Origin of the sequence: Sorangium sp. So ce385 (assembly GCF_051474135.1) — a bacterium.
Lineage (GTDB): Bacteria > Myxococcota_A > Polyangia > Polyangiales > Polyangiaceae > Sorangium > Sorangium cellulosum_D.
On the sequence record NZ_CP150337.1, the window covers coordinates 1397056 to 1419018 of the forward strand.

At 71.6% G+C, this 21963-nt stretch carries 11 protein-coding genes; 4 read left to right on the plus strand and 7 right to left on the minus strand.

The features are described 5' to 3' along the window. Window positions 1–56: 56 nt before the first annotated feature. Both WME83_RS05240 and WME83_RS05245 read right to left on the minus strand, forming a co-directional pair. Window positions 57–1115, minus strand: a complete 1059-nt coding sequence (locus WME83_RS05240; RefSeq protein ID WP_437318152.1) for an inosamine-phosphate amidinotransferase 1 — start codon at window positions 1113–1115, stop codon at window positions 57–59. Window positions 1116–1229: 114 nt separating this feature from the next. Beyond that, window positions 1230–2222: a fatty acid desaturase family protein gene (locus WME83_RS05245; protein WP_437318153.1), complete on the minus strand. Its 993-nt coding sequence runs from the start codon at window positions 2220–2222 to the stop codon at window positions 1230–1232. Window positions 2223–3066: 844 nt separating this feature from the next. Here WME83_RS05245 and WME83_RS05250 point away from each other — a divergent pair. Continuing rightward, window positions 3067–3678 (plus strand): hypothetical protein, encoded by a 612-nt coding sequence (locus WME83_RS05250; RefSeq protein ID WP_437318154.1) that lies wholly within the window; start codon window positions 3067–3069, stop codon window positions 3676–3678. A gap of 156 nt (window positions 3679–3834) precedes the next feature. On the opposite strand, the gene WME83_RS05255 is transcribed toward WME83_RS05250, so the two are convergent. Beyond that, window positions 3835–4767: an AraC family transcriptional regulator gene (locus WME83_RS05255; RefSeq protein ID WP_437318155.1), complete on the minus strand. Its 933-nt coding sequence runs from the start codon at window positions 4765–4767 to the stop codon at window positions 3835–3837. Window positions 4768–4912: 145 nt separating this feature from the next. Between WME83_RS05255 and WME83_RS05260 the strand changes: the two genes are divergently transcribed. After that, window positions 4913–5800, plus strand: coding sequence for an NmrA family NAD(P)-binding protein (locus WME83_RS05260; protein ID WP_437318156.1), 888 nt, complete (start codon window positions 4913–4915; stop codon window positions 5798–5800). A gap of 120 nt (window positions 5801–5920) precedes the next feature. Continuing rightward, a complete protein-coding gene (locus WME83_RS05265; protein ID WP_437318157.1) occupies window positions 5921–9886 on the plus strand; it encodes a serine/threonine-protein kinase in 3966 nt (1321 codons plus the stop codon). A 195-nt stretch (window positions 9887–10081) separates the two neighbouring features. Here WME83_RS05265 and WME83_RS05270 read toward each other — a convergent pair whose 3' ends face one another. Next, window positions 10082–10657 (minus strand): YceI family protein, encoded by a 576-nt coding sequence (locus tag WME83_RS05270; RefSeq protein ID WP_437318158.1) that lies wholly within the window; start codon window positions 10655–10657, stop codon window positions 10082–10084. 147 nt (window positions 10658–10804) lie between these two features. Between WME83_RS05270 and WME83_RS05275 the strand changes: the two genes are divergently transcribed. Then, complete coding sequence (locus WME83_RS05275) at window positions 10805–11704, plus strand: LysR family transcriptional regulator (RefSeq protein WP_437318159.1); 900 nt, start codon at window positions 10805–10807, stop codon at window positions 11702–11704. 356 nt (window positions 11705–12060) lie between these two features. On the opposite strand, the gene WME83_RS05280 is transcribed toward WME83_RS05275, so the two are convergent. From WME83_RS05280 to WME83_RS05290, 3 genes are read right to left on the minus strand one after another with little or no spacing between them, the layout of a single operon-like run. Continuing rightward, entirely contained in the window at window positions 12061–18510 is a 6450-nt protein-coding gene (locus WME83_RS05280; protein ID WP_437318160.1) for a toxin TcdB middle/N-terminal domain-containing protein, read from the minus strand. Between the two features lie 18 nt (window positions 18511–18528). Next, window positions 18529–19647, minus strand: coding sequence for a hypothetical protein (locus WME83_RS05285; RefSeq protein WP_437318161.1), 1119 nt, complete (start codon window positions 19645–19647; stop codon window positions 18529–18531). Between the two features lie 13 nt (window positions 19648–19660). Beyond that, a complete protein-coding gene (locus WME83_RS05290) occupies window positions 19661–21949 on the minus strand; it encodes a hypothetical protein (protein WP_437318162.1) in 2289 nt (762 codons plus the stop codon). Window positions 21950–21963: the final 14 nt, after the last annotated feature.

The window sequence follows — 21963 nt, forward strand, 5'->3', positions numbered from 1 at the left end:
AACGCCATGGAGCGCGACGGACGCCTCGACGAAGCCGGGCGTCGCGCCGCAGCGCTTCATTCGCAATACGATTCCAGCTTTCCTCGACGTCGGACGTCCAGCGTGACGCAGTGAAAGCCCCCGCCGAGGGTGCGGCCATGGCGCAGCCGGAGCGGGATCACCTCCACGCGGTGCCGTTCGAGCAGGCGGATCAGGCGTGTCTGATCTGCGTCCACGACGGCCAGGTGCGGGCTGAGCATCAGCAGGTTGATCCCAAGCCAGATCGACGCGCTCGGCGCAAGATCCGAGTAGTGCACGACCTCCATCTCGGGAGCTTCGATGATCTCCCACTCCCTGAGCGGTGCCGGAAGGTTGTCCTTGTTGACGCGCTCTGGGTTGATCAGCACGAGGCCAGGGCGTATGGGCGCCAGGGTGGTGTCGATATGCGATCCGCAATAGAGATCGCGGCAGGGATGGACGCGGTATTCCGGCCCGAGCACGCTCTGCAGCCACCGTGCGCCCAGCTCGTTGCCGGTGGATGACACGAGGTAGATGATGTCGCGCCCGAGGCGGAGCACGTTGGCAGCGTCGAAGGCGGGCTCTATCTCTCGCAGGGTCGGCTGAGCAGGGTTGCTGGTCTCGTAGAGCTCATCCCTCAGCGACGGCTTCGGCGCCGACAGCCAGCGCGAGCCGTGCTTCAAGTAGCCGACGATGATGTCGCGGTAGGCCATGGACTCGAAGTACCGCGAACGGAACGGGTTCGGTGACTCGATGACCGTGTCGCCGATCGCGAGCAGGACGTCTCGCGGGCAGTACGGAAAGTAGTGCTCTGATTCCCAGAACGGCGTTCGGACGAGGCCAGAGAAGTCGATCGGCTTTGGCCTTCGGACGACGATCCCCAGCCTGTCCAGTATCTCGATGAAGCGCGCGAGATCTTCTTCCGTCTCCTCGATCACCTTGGCCGGGAACCTTCGGTCCTGGGTCGATTCGAGGATGTGCCGCGTGCCGGGCTCGATCGCGTTCATCCCGTGGTCGAGGTAGGGCAGCTGTGCGAACTTCGCGCTGCCGACGATCACCTCTTCCAGCGGATCCCACTCGTTGTGCACTTCGACGCTGATGTTCTTGTTCGTAAGCATGGTTCTGCTCTCGGTCCTGTGAAGTGTGCAATCGTTGTTGAGCGCTCGCCCGGGCGCGCTGCCTGCGCGCCCCCGCGTCGCTCGTTCGACGCGAGCGCCCGGTCGCCCGCTCGGTCAGGCGCTCGCGATGGATCGTTCCATCTCCGGCTCGGGCAGCGACGCGAAGACGGTGGAGAGCGCGGCCAGACCCTTCGGACGCTTCAGCTCGGCGTATTCGGGATCCCTCCTCAAGATCGTGTGCACTTCCTTCAAGCGCCAGAGGGGGACCCGGGGGAAGAGGTGATGAACCAGATGGTATCCTTCGCCCTCCTCCTCTCCGAGCAGGAGACGCTCGGCTGGTCCGTAATCTCGGTTCCATGTCATGCGTATGTCGACGCGTGACGCGGTTTCGATCAGCGGATAGTGCTCGAGCAGCTCTGCGACCGCGCCTATCCAGATCTGCGTGGTGACCAGCGGGACCATCCAGTACGCCACGAGCACGCCGAGCCACCCCGTGGCCGCGGCGCCGGCGACGATCGTCAGGAGGCCGACGAGCCTGACGTAGCGCTCCCAGGTCGCTTCTTCCTTGTGCAAGATCCTATGTCGAATCAGGTACGCGATATAGGACAACGTCGAGCGTGGGCCGGCCAGGCTCATCAGATAGTCGCGCAGCTTTGCGCGCTGGAGGTTTTGCCCGCACAGTCCGATGCGCTGGTACTGGAGGTAGTCGGGATCTCGCTGGGGGTCGCCGAAACGACCGTGATGGTTGACCACGTGGGAGAGGCGGTACCCGGTGTAGCTCTGGAGCACGGGATGTCCGGCGAACGCCGCTCCGATGATGGAGCCTATCTTGGTGTTCGACATGAGCGTGCCGTGGCAGGCCTGATGGAGCACGCCTGCCAACGCGCGCTGCCGCCCGCCGATGAAGAAGATCGCGACGAGGTACGACGCGGCGCCCAGCGCCAGAGGCAGATGCCGCCACGACCAGCAGGAGAACCAAATCCAAAATGAAATGAACAGCCAGTGCCTGACGATCTCCAGGGGACCATGCCAGTTGTCCGCCGCGTAGCAGGCCCTGACGTCTTTAAGTATGTCTCTCGAGAACTTGTGTCTCTTGACCGAGTACATGGGTTCGACGCAAGGCACTGCAATGCATGTGCCAGGCCGTGCCGTCTGGGGGAAGGCATCTCGTCGCCTGCGTGGCGCCGGCAGCTGGGTATGACGTGCGGAGAGGGGCGGGGCGCATCTTCGCTGGAGGGACCGCTCGCGCCTCGCGGCGCGCAGCGAACATCGAAGCTCAGCGCGCGCGCCTGGGCGTCACGGGAGGGTGGCCTCACCTCGTGCCGCGCCGTCATGCTCCCGAGCCACCAACGGCCCCGATTTCGGCGCGGGAACGAAGGAAGGGCACGTGACACCTGAGACGTGGCACATGGCGACGTGCCACGTGCCCGCGTGCCACGTCTCAGGTGGCGATGTGCCCGACGAGAGGCCCTGCAGGCGCGCTAGGGCCGAGCAGGCTTGGCAGCGCGCTCGTCCATTTCCGCGCTCGCGCTCACGCTCGGGGAGGCGGCTGCCACGTCGCTGATCGAGCCCCGTCCCGGAGGGAGCGATCCCGGTCCGATCGCTCTGGTCCAATGCAGGACGGCTCGCGGTCACGGTCGCGGATTTCACCTCGCCGCCGCATTTCGGATCGCCCCGACGGCGCAGGTCGATGTCCGTCACGGGGTCCGTGGGCACGGCCCTTGCAGCAGACCATGTCCGATCGACATCGTCTCCTGTACTGGCTGTGGCGGGGAGATGCGCCTTTCAGGTGCTGTCACCGAGCCATGCGTCATCTTTTCTTTCAGGAGGGCGGGCTCGCATCGGCCTCTCTATGGCAACCAGCGCGCGGCGTGGCTGTACGTGGGAGGGCCGCTGTGAGGACAACGACGGTCGGATCGCGTCTCGAATTTCTCGTCGCACAAGGGGCAACATGACACAGTACATCATCCGGCTGGCAGGCGTGGCCGACAAGCCGGCCATTCGTTGCTTACAGGAACAGTTCATGGCGGAGATCGACGACCCTCTGGAGCTCGTCGAGTCCGACTTCGACCGCAGCGACTTCCTGCTGGTCGAGGCGGTGGACGGGAGCTCGAGGCGCGCCGTCGGGATGATGAGCATCATGCGTGCCTCCAGCGCCCCCTTCGTCTTTGAGAGGGTGATCCCCGACGTGTGGCAGCGTACCGACGTGCGTGGCCTGACAGGGAGGACCGACCTCCGGCGCGAGGATCTCGTCGAGGTGGACTGGCTCTACGTGGAGAAGCCCCACCGGGCCAGGCAGCTGACCCGGCTCCTGACGGCCGGGGGCGTTCTCCATTCCCACCACCGTGGCTATCCGGTGATCGCCATCATCACCAATGCAGCATCCAAGGCCGGATTGCTGGGCGGCATCTTCCACGGAAGTGGACTGGCGATCGAGGTCGGTGGTGTCCCCTACGAGCTCGGCATCGTCTGGCCTGCTCAGAACGCGGCCCTCATGGCGGATGTCGTCCGATCCGCATGCGCGCGGGATCCCCTCCTCGCGTGGCATCTCAACCTCAGCTGAGCAGCGGGCGCACCGCGCGCAGCGCGTCCGCCAGGCGGGCCTTCGCTCGTCCCTCGGTGGGCCCAAGCACCTCGGCGGCGTCGGTTCTTTTGCGCCTTTGCGCCTTTGCGTCGAGCTCTCTCTCCGGATCCCTGGCCGGACTCCTGGCGGGCAGAGCTAGCGGCTCTCCCGGGCGCGCGCCTTGCGCCGGTAGGCGCCCGGGGTCTCGCCCACGTGGCGCTTGAAGGCCTTCACGAACGCGCCGTCGGTGTCGTAGCCGACCGCGCTCGCCACCGCCGCGGTGCTCGCTGCTTCGTCGGCGAGCATGTCGGCGGCGCGGTGCATGCGCCAGCGCGTCAGGTACTCGAGCGGCGCGAGGCCGAGCATCCCCTTGAAGCGGGCGGCGAAGGCCGAGCGCGATACGCCCGCGGCGCGCGCGAGCGCCTCGACCGTCCACGGGTCGGCGGGCCGCTCGTGCATCCGCTGCAAGGCGACGCCGAGCGTCGGATCCCAGAGGGCCCGCAGCCACCCCGCCTCCTCGCACGTGACGCCCGCGACGTGGGTGCGCAGCGCCTGCACGAACAGCACGTCGGCCAGGCGGCCCGCGACCAGCTCGTGGCCGGGCAGCTCCGCGTCCATCTCGGCGGCGACGAACTGCAGGGTGGACTCCAGCCATCGCGTCGCGACGCCGCCGTCGCCCTTCACGTGCATGAGCTCGGGGAGGCTCGCGACGAGCGGGTTCAGGCGCGCGTCGGTGAAGTGGAGGCCGCCGGCCACGATCGTCGTCGGCGCCCCCTCGCCGCCGTAGTGCACGATGCCGCCGCAGCGGCCCCCGCGCTGGGCGTACACCTCCTCGGCCGAGACGGCGCGCGAGCCTGGGCGATCGCGCAGCGCGTGCGCGAGCCGGGCGCGCAGGAAGACGACATCGCCGGGCGCCAGCGTCAGCCGGCGCCCGCCCACGTCGAGCACGCACCCGCCCCGCGAGAGGGCGTAAAAGGTCGTCACGTCGTGCCCGTCGACCCGCATGCCCCAGGGCGCCTTCATCTCGAGCCGCCCGTAGATCTGGCTCCGCAGCTGCACGCTGCGCAGCGTCTCCGTCAGGATGTCCATGCGTCCTCTCTGCTGGACGATCGAACCATTTTTATGGACGTTACAACGCTGCCCGTCCGTTATCGAGCCCTTATCGTGACGTGCGCGGGCTGCCGGCGCCGGGGCGCCGCAGGCCCGCCACCCACCTGCGAAGGGAGAGCTCGTCATGACAACGAACAAGGAGAGGCTCGTCCTCGTCACGGGCGCCACGGGACAGCAGGGCGGCGGCGCCGCGCGAGCGCTGCTCTCGCGCGGCGTCCGCGTCCGGGCGCTCGTCAGGGACCCGAGCGGCGAGCCCGCCGCGGCGCTGCGCCGGCTCGGGGCCGACGTCGTGGGCGGCGACCTCGGCGATCGCGCCTCGCTCGAGGCTGCGGCCCGCGGGGCGGACGCCGTCTTCAGCGTACAGCCGAGCGAGGGGCAGCCCCAGTATGGCGTCACCTCGGACGACGAGCTGCGCTTCGGCAAGAACGTCGCCGACGCCGCGCGCGCGGCGGGGGTCCGGCACCTCGTGTACACCTCGATGGCCGGCCTCGTGCCGGGCACGGGCGTCGGCCACTTCGAGAGCAAGTGGCAGATCGAGGCGTACGTCCGCTCGCTCGACGTGCCCTTCACCATCCTGCGCCCCGGGGCGTTCTTCGAGCTGCTCACGCAGCCGAACTTTTACGCGACGCCGGGCGCGTTCACGTTCCTCTACCCGCCGGGGCATCGTATCCCCTTCATCGCGGCCGACGACATCGGCGCGATCGCGGCCGCGGTCTTCGCGGCGCCGGACACCTTCGCGGGCCGCACCCTCGAGCTCGCGGGCGACGTGCTCACGGGCGAGGAGGTGGCGGCCGCGCTCGGGCGCGCGACGGGGCGGGCGCTCGCGTATGCGACGGTTCCGGCCGAGGCGCTGCGCCAGAATCCCTTGATCGAGCGCGTCGTCGAGGTCGCGATCCGGCTCCGCGTCGACGTCGACATCCCCTCGCTCCGGGCGATTCACCCGGGGCTGAAGACGCTCGCGGCCTGGCTCGACGCAGGGGGCGTCGCGCGCATTCCCGTGACGTCGCGCTGAAGGGCGCCGGCTGCAGCGCTCTTCGACGTCGAGCTGGGCCCGTCGGTCGCCGGGACATCCACTCATCGACCGCGCTGTCGTGAAGCGAGAGCGGCGTGCGGCTTTTCCCGGTTGCCGAGGATGTCCCTCCCGCCCGCCGCGCCGTTCGGGCATGCTGACGCGGTGCAGCCCGGCGATGTCCTCGCGAACCGCTTCGTCATCGAGCGCCTGGCCGGGGCCGGCGGCATGGGGACGGTATACAGGGCCCTCGATCGCGCCGAGGGGGCTCCGGTCGCGCTCAAGCTCCTGAACGCGTGCGATCCCCGGGACCAGGCGCGCTTCGCCCGCGAAGCCCGGATCGTCGCCGAGCTCGACCACCCGGGCGTCGTCCGCTGCATCGCGCACGACGTCACCGCCGCAGGGCAGCGCTGGCTCGCCATGGAGTGGCTCGACGGCGAGGACCTCTCGGCGCGGCTTGGCCGCGCGGGGCTCAGCGTCGGCGAGAGCGTCGCGGCGATGGTCGCCGCGGCCGACGCGCTCGCCGCCGCCCACGCGCGCGGCGTCGTCCATCGCGACATCAAGCCCTCCAACCTCTTCCTCGTCGGCGGCGATCCGCGGCGCGTCAAGCTGCTCGACTTCGGCATCGCGCGCCTCGGCGGCACCTCGCGGGCGTTCACGGCGCCCGGCGCCATCCTGGGCACGCCCGGGTACATGGCCCCCGAGCAGGCCGCGGGGGAGCCGACGGACTCTCGCACCGACGTCTTCTCCCTGGGCGCCGTGCTCTTCGAGTGCCTCACGGGGCGGCCCGCCTTCATGGGCCAGAACGTCATGGCGCTGCTCGCGCGGCTCTTGCTCGAGGAGCCGCCGCGCGTCCGCGAGCTCCGCGGCGATATTCCCCCCGCGCTCGACGTCCTGGTTGCGCGCATGCTTGCGAAGGACCCGGCGGCGCGGCCCGCCGACGCCGCCGCGGCGGCCGCCGCGCTCCGCGACATCGGCGAGCTCGGGGCAGACCTCTCGGCGCCGCCGTCCCCCGGCGACGCGATCACCCGGCGCGTCACCGAGGAAGCGATTACCGGCGGCGAGCAACGCGTGCTCTCGGTCGTCGTCGCCATGCCCGAGGGAGCCTCGGGCGTGGTGCTCGATGACACGCTGCCCGCCGACCTGAACGAGGAGCAACGCTCGCGGATCCAGGCCGCGCTCTTCCACCTCGGCGCACGCGTGGACCAGCTGGCGAACGGGGCACTGCTCCTGACCCTGCAGGGGGTCGGGAGCGCGACCGACCAGGCGGCGCGCGCGGCCCGCTGCGCGCTCTTGCTCGGCCCGTTGCTCGCGGGGAGCCAGGAGCGGCAGGAGCCGAGGGGCGGGAGCATCGCGGTCGTCACCGGCACCGCCGACATCAGCGGCCGGCTGCCCGTGGGCAGGCTGCTCGACCGCGCCGCGACCCTGCTCGCGAGCGGGCCGCCGCACGCGGGCGCCGCCCGCCTCGACGACGTCACGCAGTCGCTGCTCGACACGCGCTTCGAGGTGGCGTGCGGCCCGCTCGGCTGGGAGCTCCTGGGTGAGCGCGAGATCGGCGAGGGCGCGCGCACCCTGCTCGGCCGGCCGAGCCCCTGCGTCGGGCGGGATCGCGAGCTCCGGACGATCATCGACCTGTTCGAGGAGTGCACCGCGGAGCGGCTCGCCCGCGCGGTGCTCGTCACCGGACCCCCGGGCATCGGCAAATCGCGGCTGCGCGACGAGGCGCTCCGGCGGCTCCGCGCGCTCAAGCCGGGCGTGGAGATCTGGATCGGCCGCGGCGACGTTGTCGGCGAGGGCGCCCCCTTCGGCGTGCTTGGCTCGGCCGTTCGCAGCGCGGCGGGCGCCCCGGCGGGCGCGCCGCTGCCGGAGCGCAGGGCGCTGCTCGCGGCGCGGGTCGCGCGGCGCGTGGCCGGGCCGGACCAGCGCCGCGTCGCGGAGTTCCTCGGCGAGATCGCGGGCGTGCCGTTCCCGGACGAGGAGAGCCCGCCGCTGCGCGCCGCCCGCCAGAGCGCGCAGCTCATGGGCGAGCAGATCGGCCGCGCGTTCGCCGACTTCGTCAAGGCCGAGGCCGACGCGGCGCCGCTCTGCCTGGTGATGGAGGATCTGCACTGGGGCGACGGCCCCTCGGTGCGCCTCGTCGACCAGGCCCTCGCCCGCCTCGCCGATCGGCCGGTCTTCGTCGTCGCGCTCGCGCGGCCCGAGGTCCGCGAGCGCTTTCCCGGGCTCTGGGCCGATCGCAGCACGCTCGAGATCCGGCTCGGCGCGCTCCTGCCCCGCGCCGCCGAGCGCCTCGTCCGGCACGCGCTCGGCGACGCCGCGGGCGCGCCGCAGGTCGCGGCGCTCGTCGAGCGCGCCGCCGGAAACGCCTTCTACCTGGAGGAGCTGATCCGCGCCGCCGCCGAGGGGCAGGGCAAGGCGCTGCCCGAGACCGTGCTGGCCATGGTGCAGGCCCGGCTCGTCGCGCTCGACCCGGCTGCGCGGCGCGTGCTGCGCGCCGCCAGCGTGTTCGGCGAGGTCTTCTGGTCGGGCGGCTTGCGCCGCGTGCTCGGGGGCGATCCGTCGACCGGCGTTGCGGCCGCAGCGCTCGCGGCGCTCGTCGATGAGGAGATCCTCGCGCGCCGAGACGACAGCCGCTTCCCGGGCGAGGAGGAGCTCGCCTTCCGCCACGCCCTGCTGCGCGAGGGCGCCTACGCGAGCCTGACCGACGCCGACCGCGCGCGCGGGCACAAGCTCGCGGCGGCGTGGCTAGAGGCCGCCGGCGAGAGCGACCCGGCGGTGCTCGCCGAGCACCTCGAGCGTGGCGGAGAGCTCGGCCGCGCCGCCGCCTGCTACGCCCAGGCCGCCGAGCGCCTGCTGCGCGGGGGCTGCCCCGAGGGGGCGATGGAGGTCGCCGAGCGCGGCGTGCGCTGCGGCGTCGAGGGCGAGCTCCTCGCGGCGCTGCGCGCGACGCAGGGCGAGGCGACGTTGTGGGCGGGTGACCTGGAGCATGCCGTCGCCTTCCTCGACCAGGCCCGGCAGCTCGCCCGGCCGGGGGGCCGGGTGTTCTGCCGCGCGATCGCCGGGCAGCTCATGACCTCGATGATGCTGGACCGTCCGTTCGAGCAGCTCGGCCTGCGCGACGGGGAGCTGCTCGCGATCGAGCCCGACCCGGAGGTCGCCGGCTCGTTCGCCGCCATGCTGTTCCACCGGTACTCCCTCCTGCTGATGCACACGGCGCAGGTCGAGCTGGCCGACGCGCACCTCGGGCGCCTCCGGCAGCTCGACGAGGCGCTCGGCGGCCGGGATCCGGCGGTGTCCGGCTGGCGCTCCTTCGGCAGCGCGATGGACGCCGGCGTTCGGCGCCCGTCCCCCTGGAAGGCGTACAGGCGGTTCGGGGAGGCCGTGGCCGCGCTCGAAGCGTCGGGACATCGCCAGTTCGCGGAGAGCGCGCGCGCGTTCAGGGCCTTCGCGTGCAGCCGTTTTGGGGCCTATGACGACGCCGAGGAGATGCTGAGCCCTCTCGTCCGTGAGGGGGCCTCCGGGAGCGAGCTCAACGCGCAGCTCGCCTTGCTGCAGCGCGCGAGCGTGCGTGTTTCGCGCGGCGCGCACAACGAGGCGCTCGCGGACCTGCGCGCGGTGACGCAGGCGCGGGCAGGGTGGGGTTTTGCGGTGCAGGTGCGCCTCACGCTCGTGCGGGTCCTCTGCGGCCTCGGGGATCTCGCCGCGGCGGAGCGCGAGGCGCTCGAGGGACTCGAGCGGGGGGAGGCGAGCATGGCCGAGAACATCTGGCGTTTGATCGAGCTCGCCCGGGTCCGGCTCGCACAGGGCCGCGCCGCCGAGGCCGCGGCGCTGGCGCGGGAGAGCGCCGCGGCGTGCGCCCGGGCCTACGGGCCGGAGTACCTGATCCTCGACGATTACGCGCTCGTCCACGTCGAGGCGCTCCACGCCGCCGGCGCGACCGAGGAGGCGCGCGCGACGCTCGCGTCGGTGCGCGCCACGCTGCTCGCTCAGGCGGACGAGATCCCGGATCCCGCGCTCCGGCGCGGTTTCCTTCACGCGGTGCCCGCCCACGCGCGCTTGCTCGAGCTCGCGCAGGCCTGGATGCAATAGCGGAGGCTCGTCGCCAAGCCACCCTGCGCGCGAGACGGGACGCGCGGGCGTGAGGCCCGCGAGGACGTTGCCCCAGACGAGCACCACGGGGTTGTCGTCCTGGGCCGCCCGGAGCCCCATGGTGGCGAGCGCGAAGGGGCGCCTCCCCGAGCCGCGGCGCGCCCGCGCGGGGCCGAGCGACGGCCCCCCCGGCGCTCACGCCTGCTTGATCAGCTGGATATCGAGCGTGATCGAGACCTCATCGCCCACGAGGACGCCGCCGGTCTCGAGCACCGCGTTGAAGCTCATCCCGAAATCGCTGCGGCGGATCTTCGTCGTGGCGGTCGCGCCCAGCCGGCGGTTGCCGTACGGATCGCCGTGCTCGCCCGAGAGCTCGCTCACCGCGAGCGTCACCTCGCGCGAGACGCCGCGGATCGTCAGGTCGCCGACGATGTCGAGCCCCTCGCCGCGGCGGCGGACGCTCCTGGAGACGAAGGTGATCGTCGGGTGCGCCTCGACGTCGAAGAAGTCGGCGCTCCGGAGGTGCTCGTCGCGCTTGTCCTCGCGCGTGTGGATCGACGCCGCGTCGATCGTCGCCGAGACCTTCGACGCCTCGGGGCGCCGCGGATCGTAGGTGACCTCGCCGGCGACGCCCGCGAACTCGCCGCGCACGTTCGAGATCATCATGTGGCGTACGGAGAACGAGACGCTCGAGTGGCTCGCGTCGATCGTCCACCGGGCGGCCTGGGAGGGAATCGCGCTCGGGGTGCTGGTGATGGTCGTGTTGTCCATGGCTCGTCGTCCTTCTTCGTGAAGAGGGGCCCGCCGCGCCCGGCTCATCCGGGGCGCGCGCCGTGCGTCACAGGAGCCACCATGCGTCGTTGCTCGAGGATGCACTAGACAGGCGTCCGAGAACGGGTTGTTCTCCTGGGACGAACAATGGACCTCAACCGCATCGCCGTCTTCGTGCGCGTCGTCGATGAGCAGGGCTTCACCGCGGCGGCCAGGGTCCTCGGGCTGCCGAAGTCCTCGATCAGCCGCTCGGTCGCGCTGCTCGAGGAGGCGCTCGGGGCGCGCCTCCTGCACCGCTCGACGCGCAGCGTGCGGCTCACCGAGGCCGGCGCGGCGTTCTACGAGCGGGCGTCGCGCGGCGTCGCGAGCCTCGAGGAGGCCGCCGCGATGGTGGCCGACCTCCAGTCGGTGGTGCGCGGCCCGATCCGGATCACCGCGCCCGTCGACGTCGGCGTCGCCATGCTCGAGCCGGTGGTCGCCCGGTTCGTGCGGCGCCACCCGGCCGTCCGCGTCGACGTCGTCCTCACCGGGCGCGTCGTGGATCTCGTGGAGGAGGGCTTCGACCTGGCGCTGCGGGCCGGGCCGCTGCGCGACGGCTCGCTCATCGCGCGGAAGATCGGTCAGGTGGAGGACGCGCTGTACGCCTCGCCGCGGTACCTCGAGCGCGCCGGGACCCCCGGCAGCCTCGCCGACCTGGCGGCGCACCGGTGCGTCCTCTTCCGCGCGACGCGGAACCGCGCCGCGTGGAGGCTCACGGGGCCCGCGGGGGAGGAGACGGTGGAGGTCGAGGGGCCGCTCGCCGTCGACGAGCTCAGCTTCGCGCGCCGCGCGGTGCTGGCGGGCGTCGGCGTCGGCCTCCTCCCGATGATCCTCTGCGCCCACGAGGTCGCGCGGGGCCGCCTCGTGCGCGTGCTGCCGTCGCACATGGCCTCGGACGCCCCCTTGCACCTCGTGTACCCGTCCGCGCGATACCTGCCTCATCGCGTCGCGGTGTTCCGCGACTTCCTCGTCGAATCGCTCACGCGGCGATTCCAGCGCTCGCCGTGACCGCCGCTTCGGGCGAATGGTCACCACGGAGGACTGGCGACCTGCGATCAATCATCCGTTCTCGTTATCGTGCGAGTGAACCACCAGGCTCTCCCACGGGCGCATCGACGCGCGACCCCTTTCGCGCCGATGCGCCCGCTGAGAAATTCAAGCAAGAGAGGACCGAAGCCGCATCTGCGATACGCTCATGACATCCCGTGGCTCACGATCGGCCTTGTCGCGGCCCCGCGTCGGAGCGCTCTTGCGGGATCATGCCCATCGACGATCCGGTCGACCATGACGGACTCCATCGTCCTGTCACGCTTCCCTTCACGAGATGCGCTGCGCGCCGCGGCCCTCCCGCCGATGCGTCACTGCTAATTCGACGACTGATCATAGAAGAGGACACCCTCCGTATTGATTCCATGAAACTCGAGGAGCTCTTGCACGGCCGACAGGTTGTCCTGGACCAGCCTCAAGCCATCCGTACGGTTGAACGCATAACTGGAGTTAAGGTCCACCAGCCAGAACTCGGAGGTCTCATCGTAATAACGGCGGATCTCGCCACCCGCGCGCGCTTCTCCACGCGTGAGCCCCCGGTTGCCAGGCGTCAGATCGCCGTGCTTGACGCTGTGCTCTCGACCGTCATTCCGCAGGAACCCTGCCTGCCGTTCGGGCGCCACGTGGAAGTGCCCAGCTGGGCTGACGACCCACAGGTACGTCCTGGTGATGTCCAGCTGATCGAAGCCCGTGAACCTCGTCGCCCTCGGGTGTCCGGGATCCGTGGTGTACATCTCCGGCGGGTTCCTGTAGGGGATCTCGCCTGGACGATTCGTGTGCACCCCGCTCGCAGGGCCGATCGCGTCGAGGATCTCCCGGTGCAGCGCCTGCCGCTGCTGCTGCTGCTGCCGCTGCCGCCGCGCTGAGGGCCGCTGCCGGCTAACCCACTGCCCCAGGAAGCCCGACTCGTCGACGAAGTTGACGGGGTCGTGGATCGCATAAGCGTAGGGGTGGCACTCGAGCGGGCTCCTCGCGCAGAGCTCGGGGTCGCCGAGCGCATAGGGATCCGGCGTCGCGAAGCTCGCGATGGCTGGCACGTAGTCGCGCGCGCCCATGTGGACGAGCCCGGTCTCCGGATCGCGCAGCTGGCCGGTGAAGGCGAGGACGAGCTCGGTGCTGCCCAGGCTCGGAGGGGCGGCCTGGATGTCGCGCGCGAGCGCTCCGAACGGCGTCGTGTCGGCCGTGAGGACCGTCTCGCCGCGCTCGTCGACCACGCGCTGGACGACCCCGCGCTGGTCGTCGATGAGCGAGAGGACGCGCGCCTCGTCGACGAGCACCACAGCGCGGTGGTCCCCGATGCGGACGAGGCTCTGGCGCTCTACGCCGTCGTCACGCGTCGCACGCGTGGGATACACCACGAGCGACCCGGGGACCTCGATGTCCCCCTCGCGGCGGAGCAGCCGCCTGGAGAGCCGCTCGCCGGCAGAATCGTAGCCGTATTCCAGGACGCCGCCGTCGACCTCGACCCGCCGGAGCCTGCCCCAGGGGTCGTACTCGGCGTTGCGGAGGCGCCCAAACGCGGTGAGCCGGCCAAAGCTGTCGAGCTGACCATGGCCCGCTTCGGGCAACGGCAACGCGTCGCGCCCGTCCTCGACGACGAACGGCTGTGCCTCCGCCCCCTCTCCGAGCGACGCGACCAGGCCAGCGGGCGTATACGCATAGGTGTGCGCCACGCCCGCCACCGAGGCGCCGAGCAGCTCGCCGCGCGCGCTGTAGGTGTACGACGAGACGCCGGAGCCCGCCGCGCCCGGAGCGCTCTCACGCGCCGCGACGACACGGCCATCGGCGCGGCGATCATAGGCCACGTCCTGCAGCGGCCCGAGCGCGCAGGGGTCCGCCCCTTCGCCCACGCACGCCTTGAGGTGCGTGAGCAGCCCTGAGCTCGGATCATAGCCGAGCGTCCGGTGCAGGCGGGTGGACGGGACGCGGTAGCTCGCGAGCTGGCCGCGCGGATCATAGGTGATGTCCGTCATGAGCGGCGCCGCCGCGCGATCGCCGGCCGACCAGGCGACGGAGGACGGCTCGCCCGAGGGCGTCCGCGTGAACGACAGCGTGTTGCCGAACGGATCGCGGTACGAGGCGACCGTCCCATCGAGGTCGTACGTCCACTGCTCCTCGTAGTCGCGGCGCGCGTCGCCGGCATCGACGGACTTCGTCCGGGCCGTCGTCCGCCCATCGCGATCGTACGCGAAGGACTCCTGGACGCGCTGCCCGCTGATCCGGTCGAAGGTCGTCGCCTCGACGAGCTTCCCGATGAGCTCGGGGCGCGGCGCTTCGCCTTCTCGACCATCGTAGAGGAAGGAGCGCTCGTCCCAGCCCTCCGGGCGCGACGAGGATGACGCGAACATGTCCGCCGGACGGTCGAGCGCGTCGTAGGTCATCTCGACGCTCTCCCACGCCGCGAACGCCCGATCCCACGTGCGCATCTCCGTCGCCCGCCCGCGCGTGTCGCGGACCCACAGGCGCGTGGGACCGCCGGAGAGCGACGTCATCACGAGCTTGCCCGCCGAGTCGTAGGCCATGCGGCGCGGGGCTCCGGCCCCCGCGAGCGTGACGGCACGCAGGCTGCCGCGCTCGTCGCGCTCGTAGCGTTGCACCTGGCCGAGCTCGTCGACGATCGCGTAGACCTCGTCGCCGCGCGCCACCATGAGGCGCGTCTCGACGCGCGCATCGCTCCCGCCGCGGTTCTCCTCGACGCGCTGGCCCCACGGCTGGTGTGCGATGCGCGTGACGAGCCCCGCGGCGTCGGTGCGGACCACGGCGCGCCCGAGCCCGTCGTAGGCCGTGCTCGTGCCGCGCGCCGCGCCCTCGGGCGAGGGGAATCGACCGGCATCGAAGGCTGTATCGATACCCACCGCGGTCGAATACGGGAGCGCCTCGAAGATCGGGTCGCCGCGGCGCCCATGCCGGGTGAACGCGACGACCCGCGCGCCCCCTGCCTCCTCGTGCTTCACCGCTTGACCGACGGGGAGCCCATCCGCCCGGAAGGCGGCGAGGCGCTCGACGGGCTCGCTCCCCGCGTCGGCCGCCGTGCGCCGAGCGGCGATGTGAACCAGCGCCGGGGTATGCGCGCCAGCGTCGCGGTAGGCGTAGCGGCCCTCCGCGCCGCTCGAGCGCACCCGATGAACGGGGCGATGGCGCGCGTCGTACTCGGTGAGCTCCACGTCGCCCTGCGGCGTCCGGACATGCGTGGGCAACAGGCTCCGCGCCGGGACGAGCCCCTCGGACGGCGGGGCGAGCGATGCAAGCGCGCAGCCCGCCGTGCCGTAGCAGTACTGCGCGGCGTGCCCGAGGGCGTTCTGCCTCTCGACCAGCAAGACGCCGGTCGCGTCATAGATGTTCCTGCTCAGGAGCCCGTGCTCGTCCGAGGTCTCCACGACGTTGCCGAAGGCGTCGTACCGCGACGCATGCACCTGGGTGCGCGACGAGAGGAGCGGCGCGCTCACCGCCGCGGGCAATGAGGCGAGCGCCTCGGCGTCGATGAGGAGAGGCTGGGTCACGCGCACCGGCAGCGGCACGTCGGGCCCGTATTCATACGACGTCCTCTGCAGCACGCGCCCCGATGGCCCCGCGAGCAGCGACTGCTCCCGCACCGCCGTGAGCACGCCGCGCGCCTCCCAGCCCGCGTCGTACGTGAATGTGCTCACGTAGCGGCGCGCCGGCAGCTCCGTCCCGTTCGGCCCGGCGACCGCGGCCAGCGACTGTTCCCGGCGGACGAGCCGGTTGTAGGTCGTGTCGTACGTGTTGGTCTGCGTCACGGTCGCCCCCTCGGCGCACGACCCCGCTCCGCTGCACTGCACGTCGCGCGTGCCGGTCTGTCGCAAGAACGCCGGCGTCTTCGGGTCGGGCGCCGCGGGCAAAAGGGCCCACGCCTCCTCGTGCACGCTGTGCAGCGCCTCCACCTCGTAGGGCTCCTCGCTCCAGGTCTCCGCCGTCTGCGACGCCGCCTCGACGCCGCTCGGCCACGCGCCCGCGCTCGCCGCGATCCGCGCCGCCTGCGCGCTCGAGAGCCGCGGCTCGAAGAACTCCTCGGTGCGCAGCTTGCCGGCGAAGAAGCGCCTCACCGGCGCAGCCGCCGACGCCACCTGGTAGACGCGCCGGCGAACGACGCTCGCCGCGCTGTCGTCTCCAACATCCAGCTCCTCGCACTGCCCGAAGCCCGCGAAGTCGCGCTCCCGCTCGTTGAAGTACGGCGCGTGGTACTGGAGCTCCCGCACCCGCGGCGCCTCGGCGCCCACCGCCGTCAGGTGCCGCTTCACCACCGTCACCGGATACGGCAGCGCCCGCACCCGCGCGTCGTTCCGGCCGAAGCGGCGCGCGTCGCGGATCAACTCATCCGTGCTCGTCGCGTACTGCACCGCGTGCTTCAGGCCCGGGCCCTCCTCCACCTCCGACAGGAGGTCAGGGCCGATCAGGTTCTTCACCCCGTGTCGGTTGAAGTCGATGACCTTGAGCCGGCCTCCGCCCGCGCTCGGCTCGTAGACGAGGATCTCCTCCGCGCCGTCGGCGTCGATATCGAGGACCCGGGTGTTCCACTTGTTGTCCGGATCGACCGACACCCCTTCGTCCAGAGGCATCCGTCGCTCGGCGGCGAAGCCCTTCTGCCCTCGTCCGAGCCAGACGCCGAGCTCGTTGGCGGCCGCCGTCACGTTGACCAGGTCCATGTCCCCGTCTCCGTTGACGTCGATCAGCCACATGGCGTTGATGTTCTGGCTCGCCGCGCGATCAGGCACCGACACGAACCGGCCCTGCCCGCACACCGGGTCGTTCGCGCTCGCGTCCCCGAACAGCAGCCCTCCCGTCAGCTTCGCCACCGAGGACGAGCCAGCCGGGTATGCCACCACCTTGCCCTGGTTCTCGTAGATGCAAATGCCCTTCTCGCCGGCGCCGGTCGACCGGATGACCGCGAAGTCGGTCAGCCCGTCGCCGTTCGCGTCCAGGAAGCGATAGCCCGGGTTGTCGAGCTCCGTCCCCGCGCCCTGCTGGAACGGGAAGGTCAGCCCCACGAGCGGCTTGAACGACAGCGCGCTGGCGCCCGGCTCTGTGACGTTGATGAACGCCGTCCACGTGCTGTCCGTCGACCCGGCCACCGTGGTGAGCAGGTCCGCCTTGCCGTCGGCGTTGAGGTCGATCGCCTGGGTCCGGCCGCGCGCGAACCGCGGCAGCTCGACATCGACCACCGTCGAGCTCGTCGCCGCGGAGAACGGTCGCGTCCGCTCCCCGCGGCCCGCATAGTGCGCGAGCTCCGTTCGCGTCCCCGACGCTGTTGCCTGCACAAGGTCCGTTCGACCGTCAGCGTCGAAGTCGCCGGGGAGGAACACGCTCGTCGCCTGCGCCGCCGCGTCGAACCGCGGGACGTCGCTCCGCGACACGCCGCCGACGGTCCGCTCCACCGTGAGCGGCGCGCCGCTGGTCGCGAACAGGCTCGCCTCCGCGAGATCACCGCCGTTGTACGACGGCACGCTGGTCCCCTCGCGCGCCGAATACCGCACGATGTCCGCGAGGCCGTCCGAGTTGATGTCCATCAGCTCCGAGCCGCCGCTCGGCCCGAAGCCGAACACGTCCGGCACGTCCATGTCATAGACCAGCTCGTGGCCGGACAGGTCGTCGGCGCCCCACGCCGTGTACCGGAACCGGATCAGCGGCTCTGCCGGCGTCGACCGGTCGAACGGCGCCTGGCTGCGCCCGAACCGAACCACCCCCAGAAGCTTGCTCTCGCTGCTGAGCGAGGCCGCCACGCGCTGCCGGTCCGACTCGAAGTCTTCGCTCGCCAGCGCCTGGCAATCCGGGTGCGTCACGATCTCCGGGCCGCTCTCGCCGTGCACCGCGTGCACGAAGCACCAGGTGTACATCGGCTCGCCGTCGAAGCTCGCCACGAGCTTCGTGTACAGCTGCCCCGGCCCCTGCGGGTAGCCCATCAGGTGGCTCACCCGCCCTTCGCGCCGCGGCACCGACTCCAGCGTGTAGACCGAGCGCCCGCCGGCGAACCGCACGCTCTTGAGGTACGACCGGTCGCTCGCCTTCGTGTACTCGTACGACACCGCGTCGCCTGTCGGCGAGATGGCGTGCACGAGCGGCCACCGCGTCGGGGAGAACGTCGACGAGCCCGCCACCCCCTCGGCGACGGTCGGCTCCTCGCTGTAGATCTCCCGCCGGCCGTCCGGATACACGACCTCGAACCCGGTGAACGCCACATTCTGTAGCGCGCCCGATGCGTCGCGCATCGCCACGGTCCCGCCTTGCGGATACCGGTAGAGCCGAACGGTCGTCTCGGAGGCGTCGAGCCGGTACTCGATCCTCGTCTTGCCGCTCACCGTATCCGTCTTCACCCAGACGAGGCGCTCGGCGCCCAGCGACAGGCGCGCCGTCACGTCCTGCGAGCTGCTCAGGCGAGCGCGGTAGGGCACGCCCCAGTCGGTCGTCATCTGGATCGACGGCACGCTCAGGCTGAACCCCACGCCGAACCCCGCCGAGAAGTCCGCGGGTACCGACCCGTACGACAGCAGGACCTCCGCGGCGGACGACGCGCGCGACGGCAAGGCGGGGAACGCAAGACCCGCCGACAGCTCACCGCGCTCCGGCGTGACCGCGACATTGAGCGCCGGCCGCGGCGCCAGCGACGAGACATCGCCGGGCGACGCGCCCGCCGACGACGCCGCAGGCGAAACCCCCTCCTCGAAGCTCGTTACGTCGTCCCCGGGCGCGCTGCCCCCGCACGCGATCAGCACGAAGGCTAGACCGCTGGACCATAAGAATTTTCGCTTCATTGTTCGATCTCCGCCCATCTAAGAATCCGTATGGATTGCCGTGATGTTCTCGACGAGCGCGCGCGCGGCCCCCTCCGCGCCGATGCGCCCGTCGGCAAACTCGATCCAGACCGGAGCGAGGGCCGCGTCCGCGGCCCGCACGCTCGCCGGATCCGCCGAGACGGCGGGCGCGCGCAGCGTGCGCTCCTGCTCCACCTGCTCGGGCGCCGGCGCCTCCGCGGCGCCGTCGGCCGCGCCCGGCGGCTCCGCGAGCGGCAGCTTCCCGAGCGCCGCGAAGACGCGCTTCTGCCCCTCGCCGCGGAGGTAGGCGACAACGCCGTCCGCGGCGCTCGCCTCGCGATCCTTCAGCGCCGGCGCGCGCTCCACGCCGTACGTGCGCCCCACGCTCCTGAGCGGCGGCCCCCCGCGCGAGAGCGACGGCAGCGGCGCCAGCCCGAGGCGCTCGCCGAGCGCGCGCCGGAGCTCGGGGATCCGCCACTCGCCGAGGACCGCGAACGGGACCTGCCCCTCCGCGAGCAGGCGTGCCGCGCAGTCCGACGTGCACGCGTGAGGCGAGAGGCCGTACGTGAAGCGCAGATCGCCGAGGAGCGCGAAGGCCTCCTTCGCGGCCGCCTTCGCCTCGTGCTGCGGCGCGGCAGGCCAGAAGACGTCCGAGAAGAGCGGGAGGAGGGGATGGGTCTCCTCGGGGAGCGCGAGGCCATACGCCACATCGCCCTTCGCCTTCAGCGCGAGCGCCTGCGTCACGAGATCCGGAAAGCTCGCCGGCGGCTCGGCGACGCGGCTGCGGTCATACGCGAGCACCGCGTAGTCCGCGGCGAAGAGCGGCGCGACCTTGTCCGCCTCCGCCGGCTCGAAGGGGCGCAGGACGAGGTGCGCGCCTCGGGCCCCCGAGAGGCCCTCCTCGGCCGCGCGGGGCTTGTAGGTCACGCGCACGCGCACGCCCGGCTGCGCGTTCAGGTAAGGCTTCAAGAGCTCCTCGACGCGCGCCCCGAAGTCGGCGCTCACCGACTGCGCGAGCTCGAGATCGACTCCACGGTCGCGCTCGGCGCGGCGCAGCACGACGACCGCTACGGACAGCGCGAGACACACGAACCCCACCGCCGCGGCCGCGGCGACGATTCTCTCTCTTTTTGTCATGGTCCTTCTCGCCTTATTCGCCGGTGGGATCCCACAGCGTCGCCGATTCGACCGTGCAGGCTCCCTGCCTCAGGCCATACGTGATCTCGTCGAACTCCGGCCGATCGAAGATGATCTTCGCCGTCCCTCCCGACAGCCGCGAGGGGCAGCGGAGCACGTGTCCGAAGTTGACGAATTTCGAATTCACGAAGTTGAGCTGGCCCCTGCCCGCCACCGAGAGCATGACCGACTCGCGATCGAAGTAGCCGGGAGTGCTCGTGAACGTGCTGTCGACCGCGAGGAGCCCGTCCTCGGTCCACGTCGCGCGGTCGTCGTTCCACGCGACCGCCATCGGGCCTGACACGCGCATCCCGACGACGAACGCCTGCACGTCGGCGCTGAGCGTCAGCGCGCGGAAGTTCGCGACCGAGCCCCCGAGCCACTCCCCCCGGAGATCCACGAGATCATCCGCCGTGAGGTCAGGCTGGGCGAGCGACTCGATGCTATGGCCCCCGGCGACCGGCCACGAAACGATGGACACGCGCGCCCGGTCGGCCGACACCCCGTCGGTGAAGGCGCGCACGCTCGAGCTGTGGAGCGCGAGCGTGCCTCCCGAGAACACGATGCCTTTGTAGAACACCGGCGCCGTGTCGCCGCCGATGACCACGTCGCGGACCCGCAGGACGAGCCCTCGCGCAGCGCTGCCCGCGGCCTGCACGCCCACGCGCGCGAGCGGCGCCGGCGGGCCCGCGGTGCTCTCCGTGGGGGCGCGCGACACGAGCCGGAGGTGCTCGAGATCGACCGTCAGATCCCCCTGCACCAGGAGGGCCGGCTGCGCGTCGGTGCACGCGGTGCTCGTGCCGAATCCGCAGGTCGGTTGCGCCACGGTGATGGTCGAGCCCTCCGGCTCGCCGATCATGCGCACCTTGCGCATCCTCGCGGGGAGCGTCGCCGCGTCCAGGGTGAACGGCGGCCGGCTCACCGCGGCGCGCTTGCCCACGCGGACCTCCAGGGCGTCGGCGTCCACCGCGCAGCTCCGCGTCAGGGTGGCGACGGTCGTGGTCGACAGGTCCACGCCCTCGCGGAGCGTGACCGAGCACGTGCGCTCCGGCACGAGGCACGGCAGCGAGACCCGACGGGGCGCCGCGCCCTCGCTCTTGCCGGCGTTGTAGGCCGCGATGAGCCGCGTCAGCCACGTCCCGCCGCCGTCGTGGCCCGAGAGGCCGAAGCGGCGCTCCCACGTCTCGCTCGCGGTGCAGATGGGCAGATCCAGGGTGACGCCGCCGAGCGGCGCGCGCCGGCTCGTCGTCCCGTTGAGCTCGAGGCGGTCGGTATAGCCCTTCCGCTCGCCGTCCAGGCACCCGCCGGTGCTCGGATCGAGCGAGCCGCTCTCGCACTCGAGGTAGCCGTCCCTCAGGACCTTGTGCGCCGGGACCCAGCTGGCCGTGCCGCACCGCTCCAGGCACACGTCGAAGAACGGCATGTCGGGCTGGATCTCTTCGTCTTCCGGGACGACGTCGGTCGACGCCCACGAGCTCGGCACGGCAAGGAGCTTCCTGACGTCGCTGAGCGCCTTGGCGCGCTCGGCGTCGGTGAGGTCGTTGTAGGGCCGCCCGTCGAGCGACTCGACGAAGAACGACGTATTCCCCTTCTTGACGAGCACCATCCACCGGAACTCCACGCTCGGCAACCAGGCCGAGTGGACCTCCCAGCCGTCGTAGGGCTCGGTCGCGCGCTCGTTCGCGCACGAGAGCTGGATCGGCGCGGCGCCCGGCTCGGGCGTCCATCCGGGGCTCCCCAGGGGAGGGGCCGGCGCGCGCCGCGCGCGCTCGGCGATCCCGAGGTGCTTCATCAGCCCCCCGCAGCGGTTGGGAATGACGAAGTAGCGCCCGGGCCCGGCCTCCAGGGGCTCGCCGTCGAGCCGGTATTCGAGGAGCGACAGGCCCTGCGTCCTCGGCTCCGCGTAGACGTTCGCGTCCGCGGCGATGCGGTCCGGACACGCGATCCTCGGCGCCGTCGCGTCGATGACCACGTCGGTCCGCTCGGCGATCGCGCTCCGCCTCACGCCGAACAGCTCGCGCACGACGCGCTCGTCGAGGCACCCCTCCAGGCGGAGCAGGATCATCGTCCCGTCCTCCTGCGGCAGCTCGGCGGCATACCGCATCTCCGAGCCCGCCGCGCCGATCGCGCGGTAGCGAAACAGCGTCGGCTTGGCGGCCAGGAGGGCCTGCGCGCTCGTCATCGCCATCTCCGGCCCGCCCGCATCTCCGCACGCGCTCGCAACGACCGGGACGAGCGCCCACAACCATCTTCGCGTGTTCAACTTGGCCTCGCTAC

Coding starts and splice junctions, on each gene's coding strand:
- WME83_RS05240 (WP_437318152.1), bottom strand. CDS start 1,115: ATGCTTACGAACAAGAACATCAGCGTCGAAGTGCACAACGAGTGGGAT.
- WME83_RS05245 (WP_437318153.1), bottom strand. CDS start 2,222: ATGTACTCGGTCAAGAGACACAAGTTCTCGAGAGACATACTTAAAGAC.
- WME83_RS05250 (WP_437318154.1), top strand. CDS start 3,067: ATGACACAGTACATCATCCGGCTGGCAGGCGTGGCCGACAAGCCGGCC.
- WME83_RS05255 (WP_437318155.1), bottom strand. CDS start 4,767: ATGGACATCCTGACGGAGACGCTGCGCAGCGTGCAGCTGCGGAGCCAG.
- WME83_RS05260 (WP_437318156.1), top strand. CDS start 4,913: ATGACAACGAACAAGGAGAGGCTCGTCCTCGTCACGGGCGCCACGGGA.
- WME83_RS05265 (WP_437318157.1), top strand. CDS start 5,921: ATGTCCCTCCCGCCCGCCGCGCCGTTCGGGCATGCTGACGCGGTGCAG.
- WME83_RS05270 (WP_437318158.1), bottom strand. CDS start 10,657: ATGGACAACACGACCATCACCAGCACCCCGAGCGCGATTCCCTCCCAG.
- WME83_RS05275 (WP_437318159.1), top strand. CDS start 10,805: ATGGACCTCAACCGCATCGCCGTCTTCGTGCGCGTCGTCGATGAGCAG.
- WME83_RS05280 (WP_437318160.1), bottom strand. CDS start 18,510: ATGAAGCGAAAATTCTTATGGTCCAGCGGTCTAGCCTTCGTGCTGATC.
- WME83_RS05285 (WP_437318161.1), bottom strand. CDS start 19,647: ATGACAAAAAGAGAGAGAATCGTCGCCGCGGCCGCGGCGGTGGGGTTC.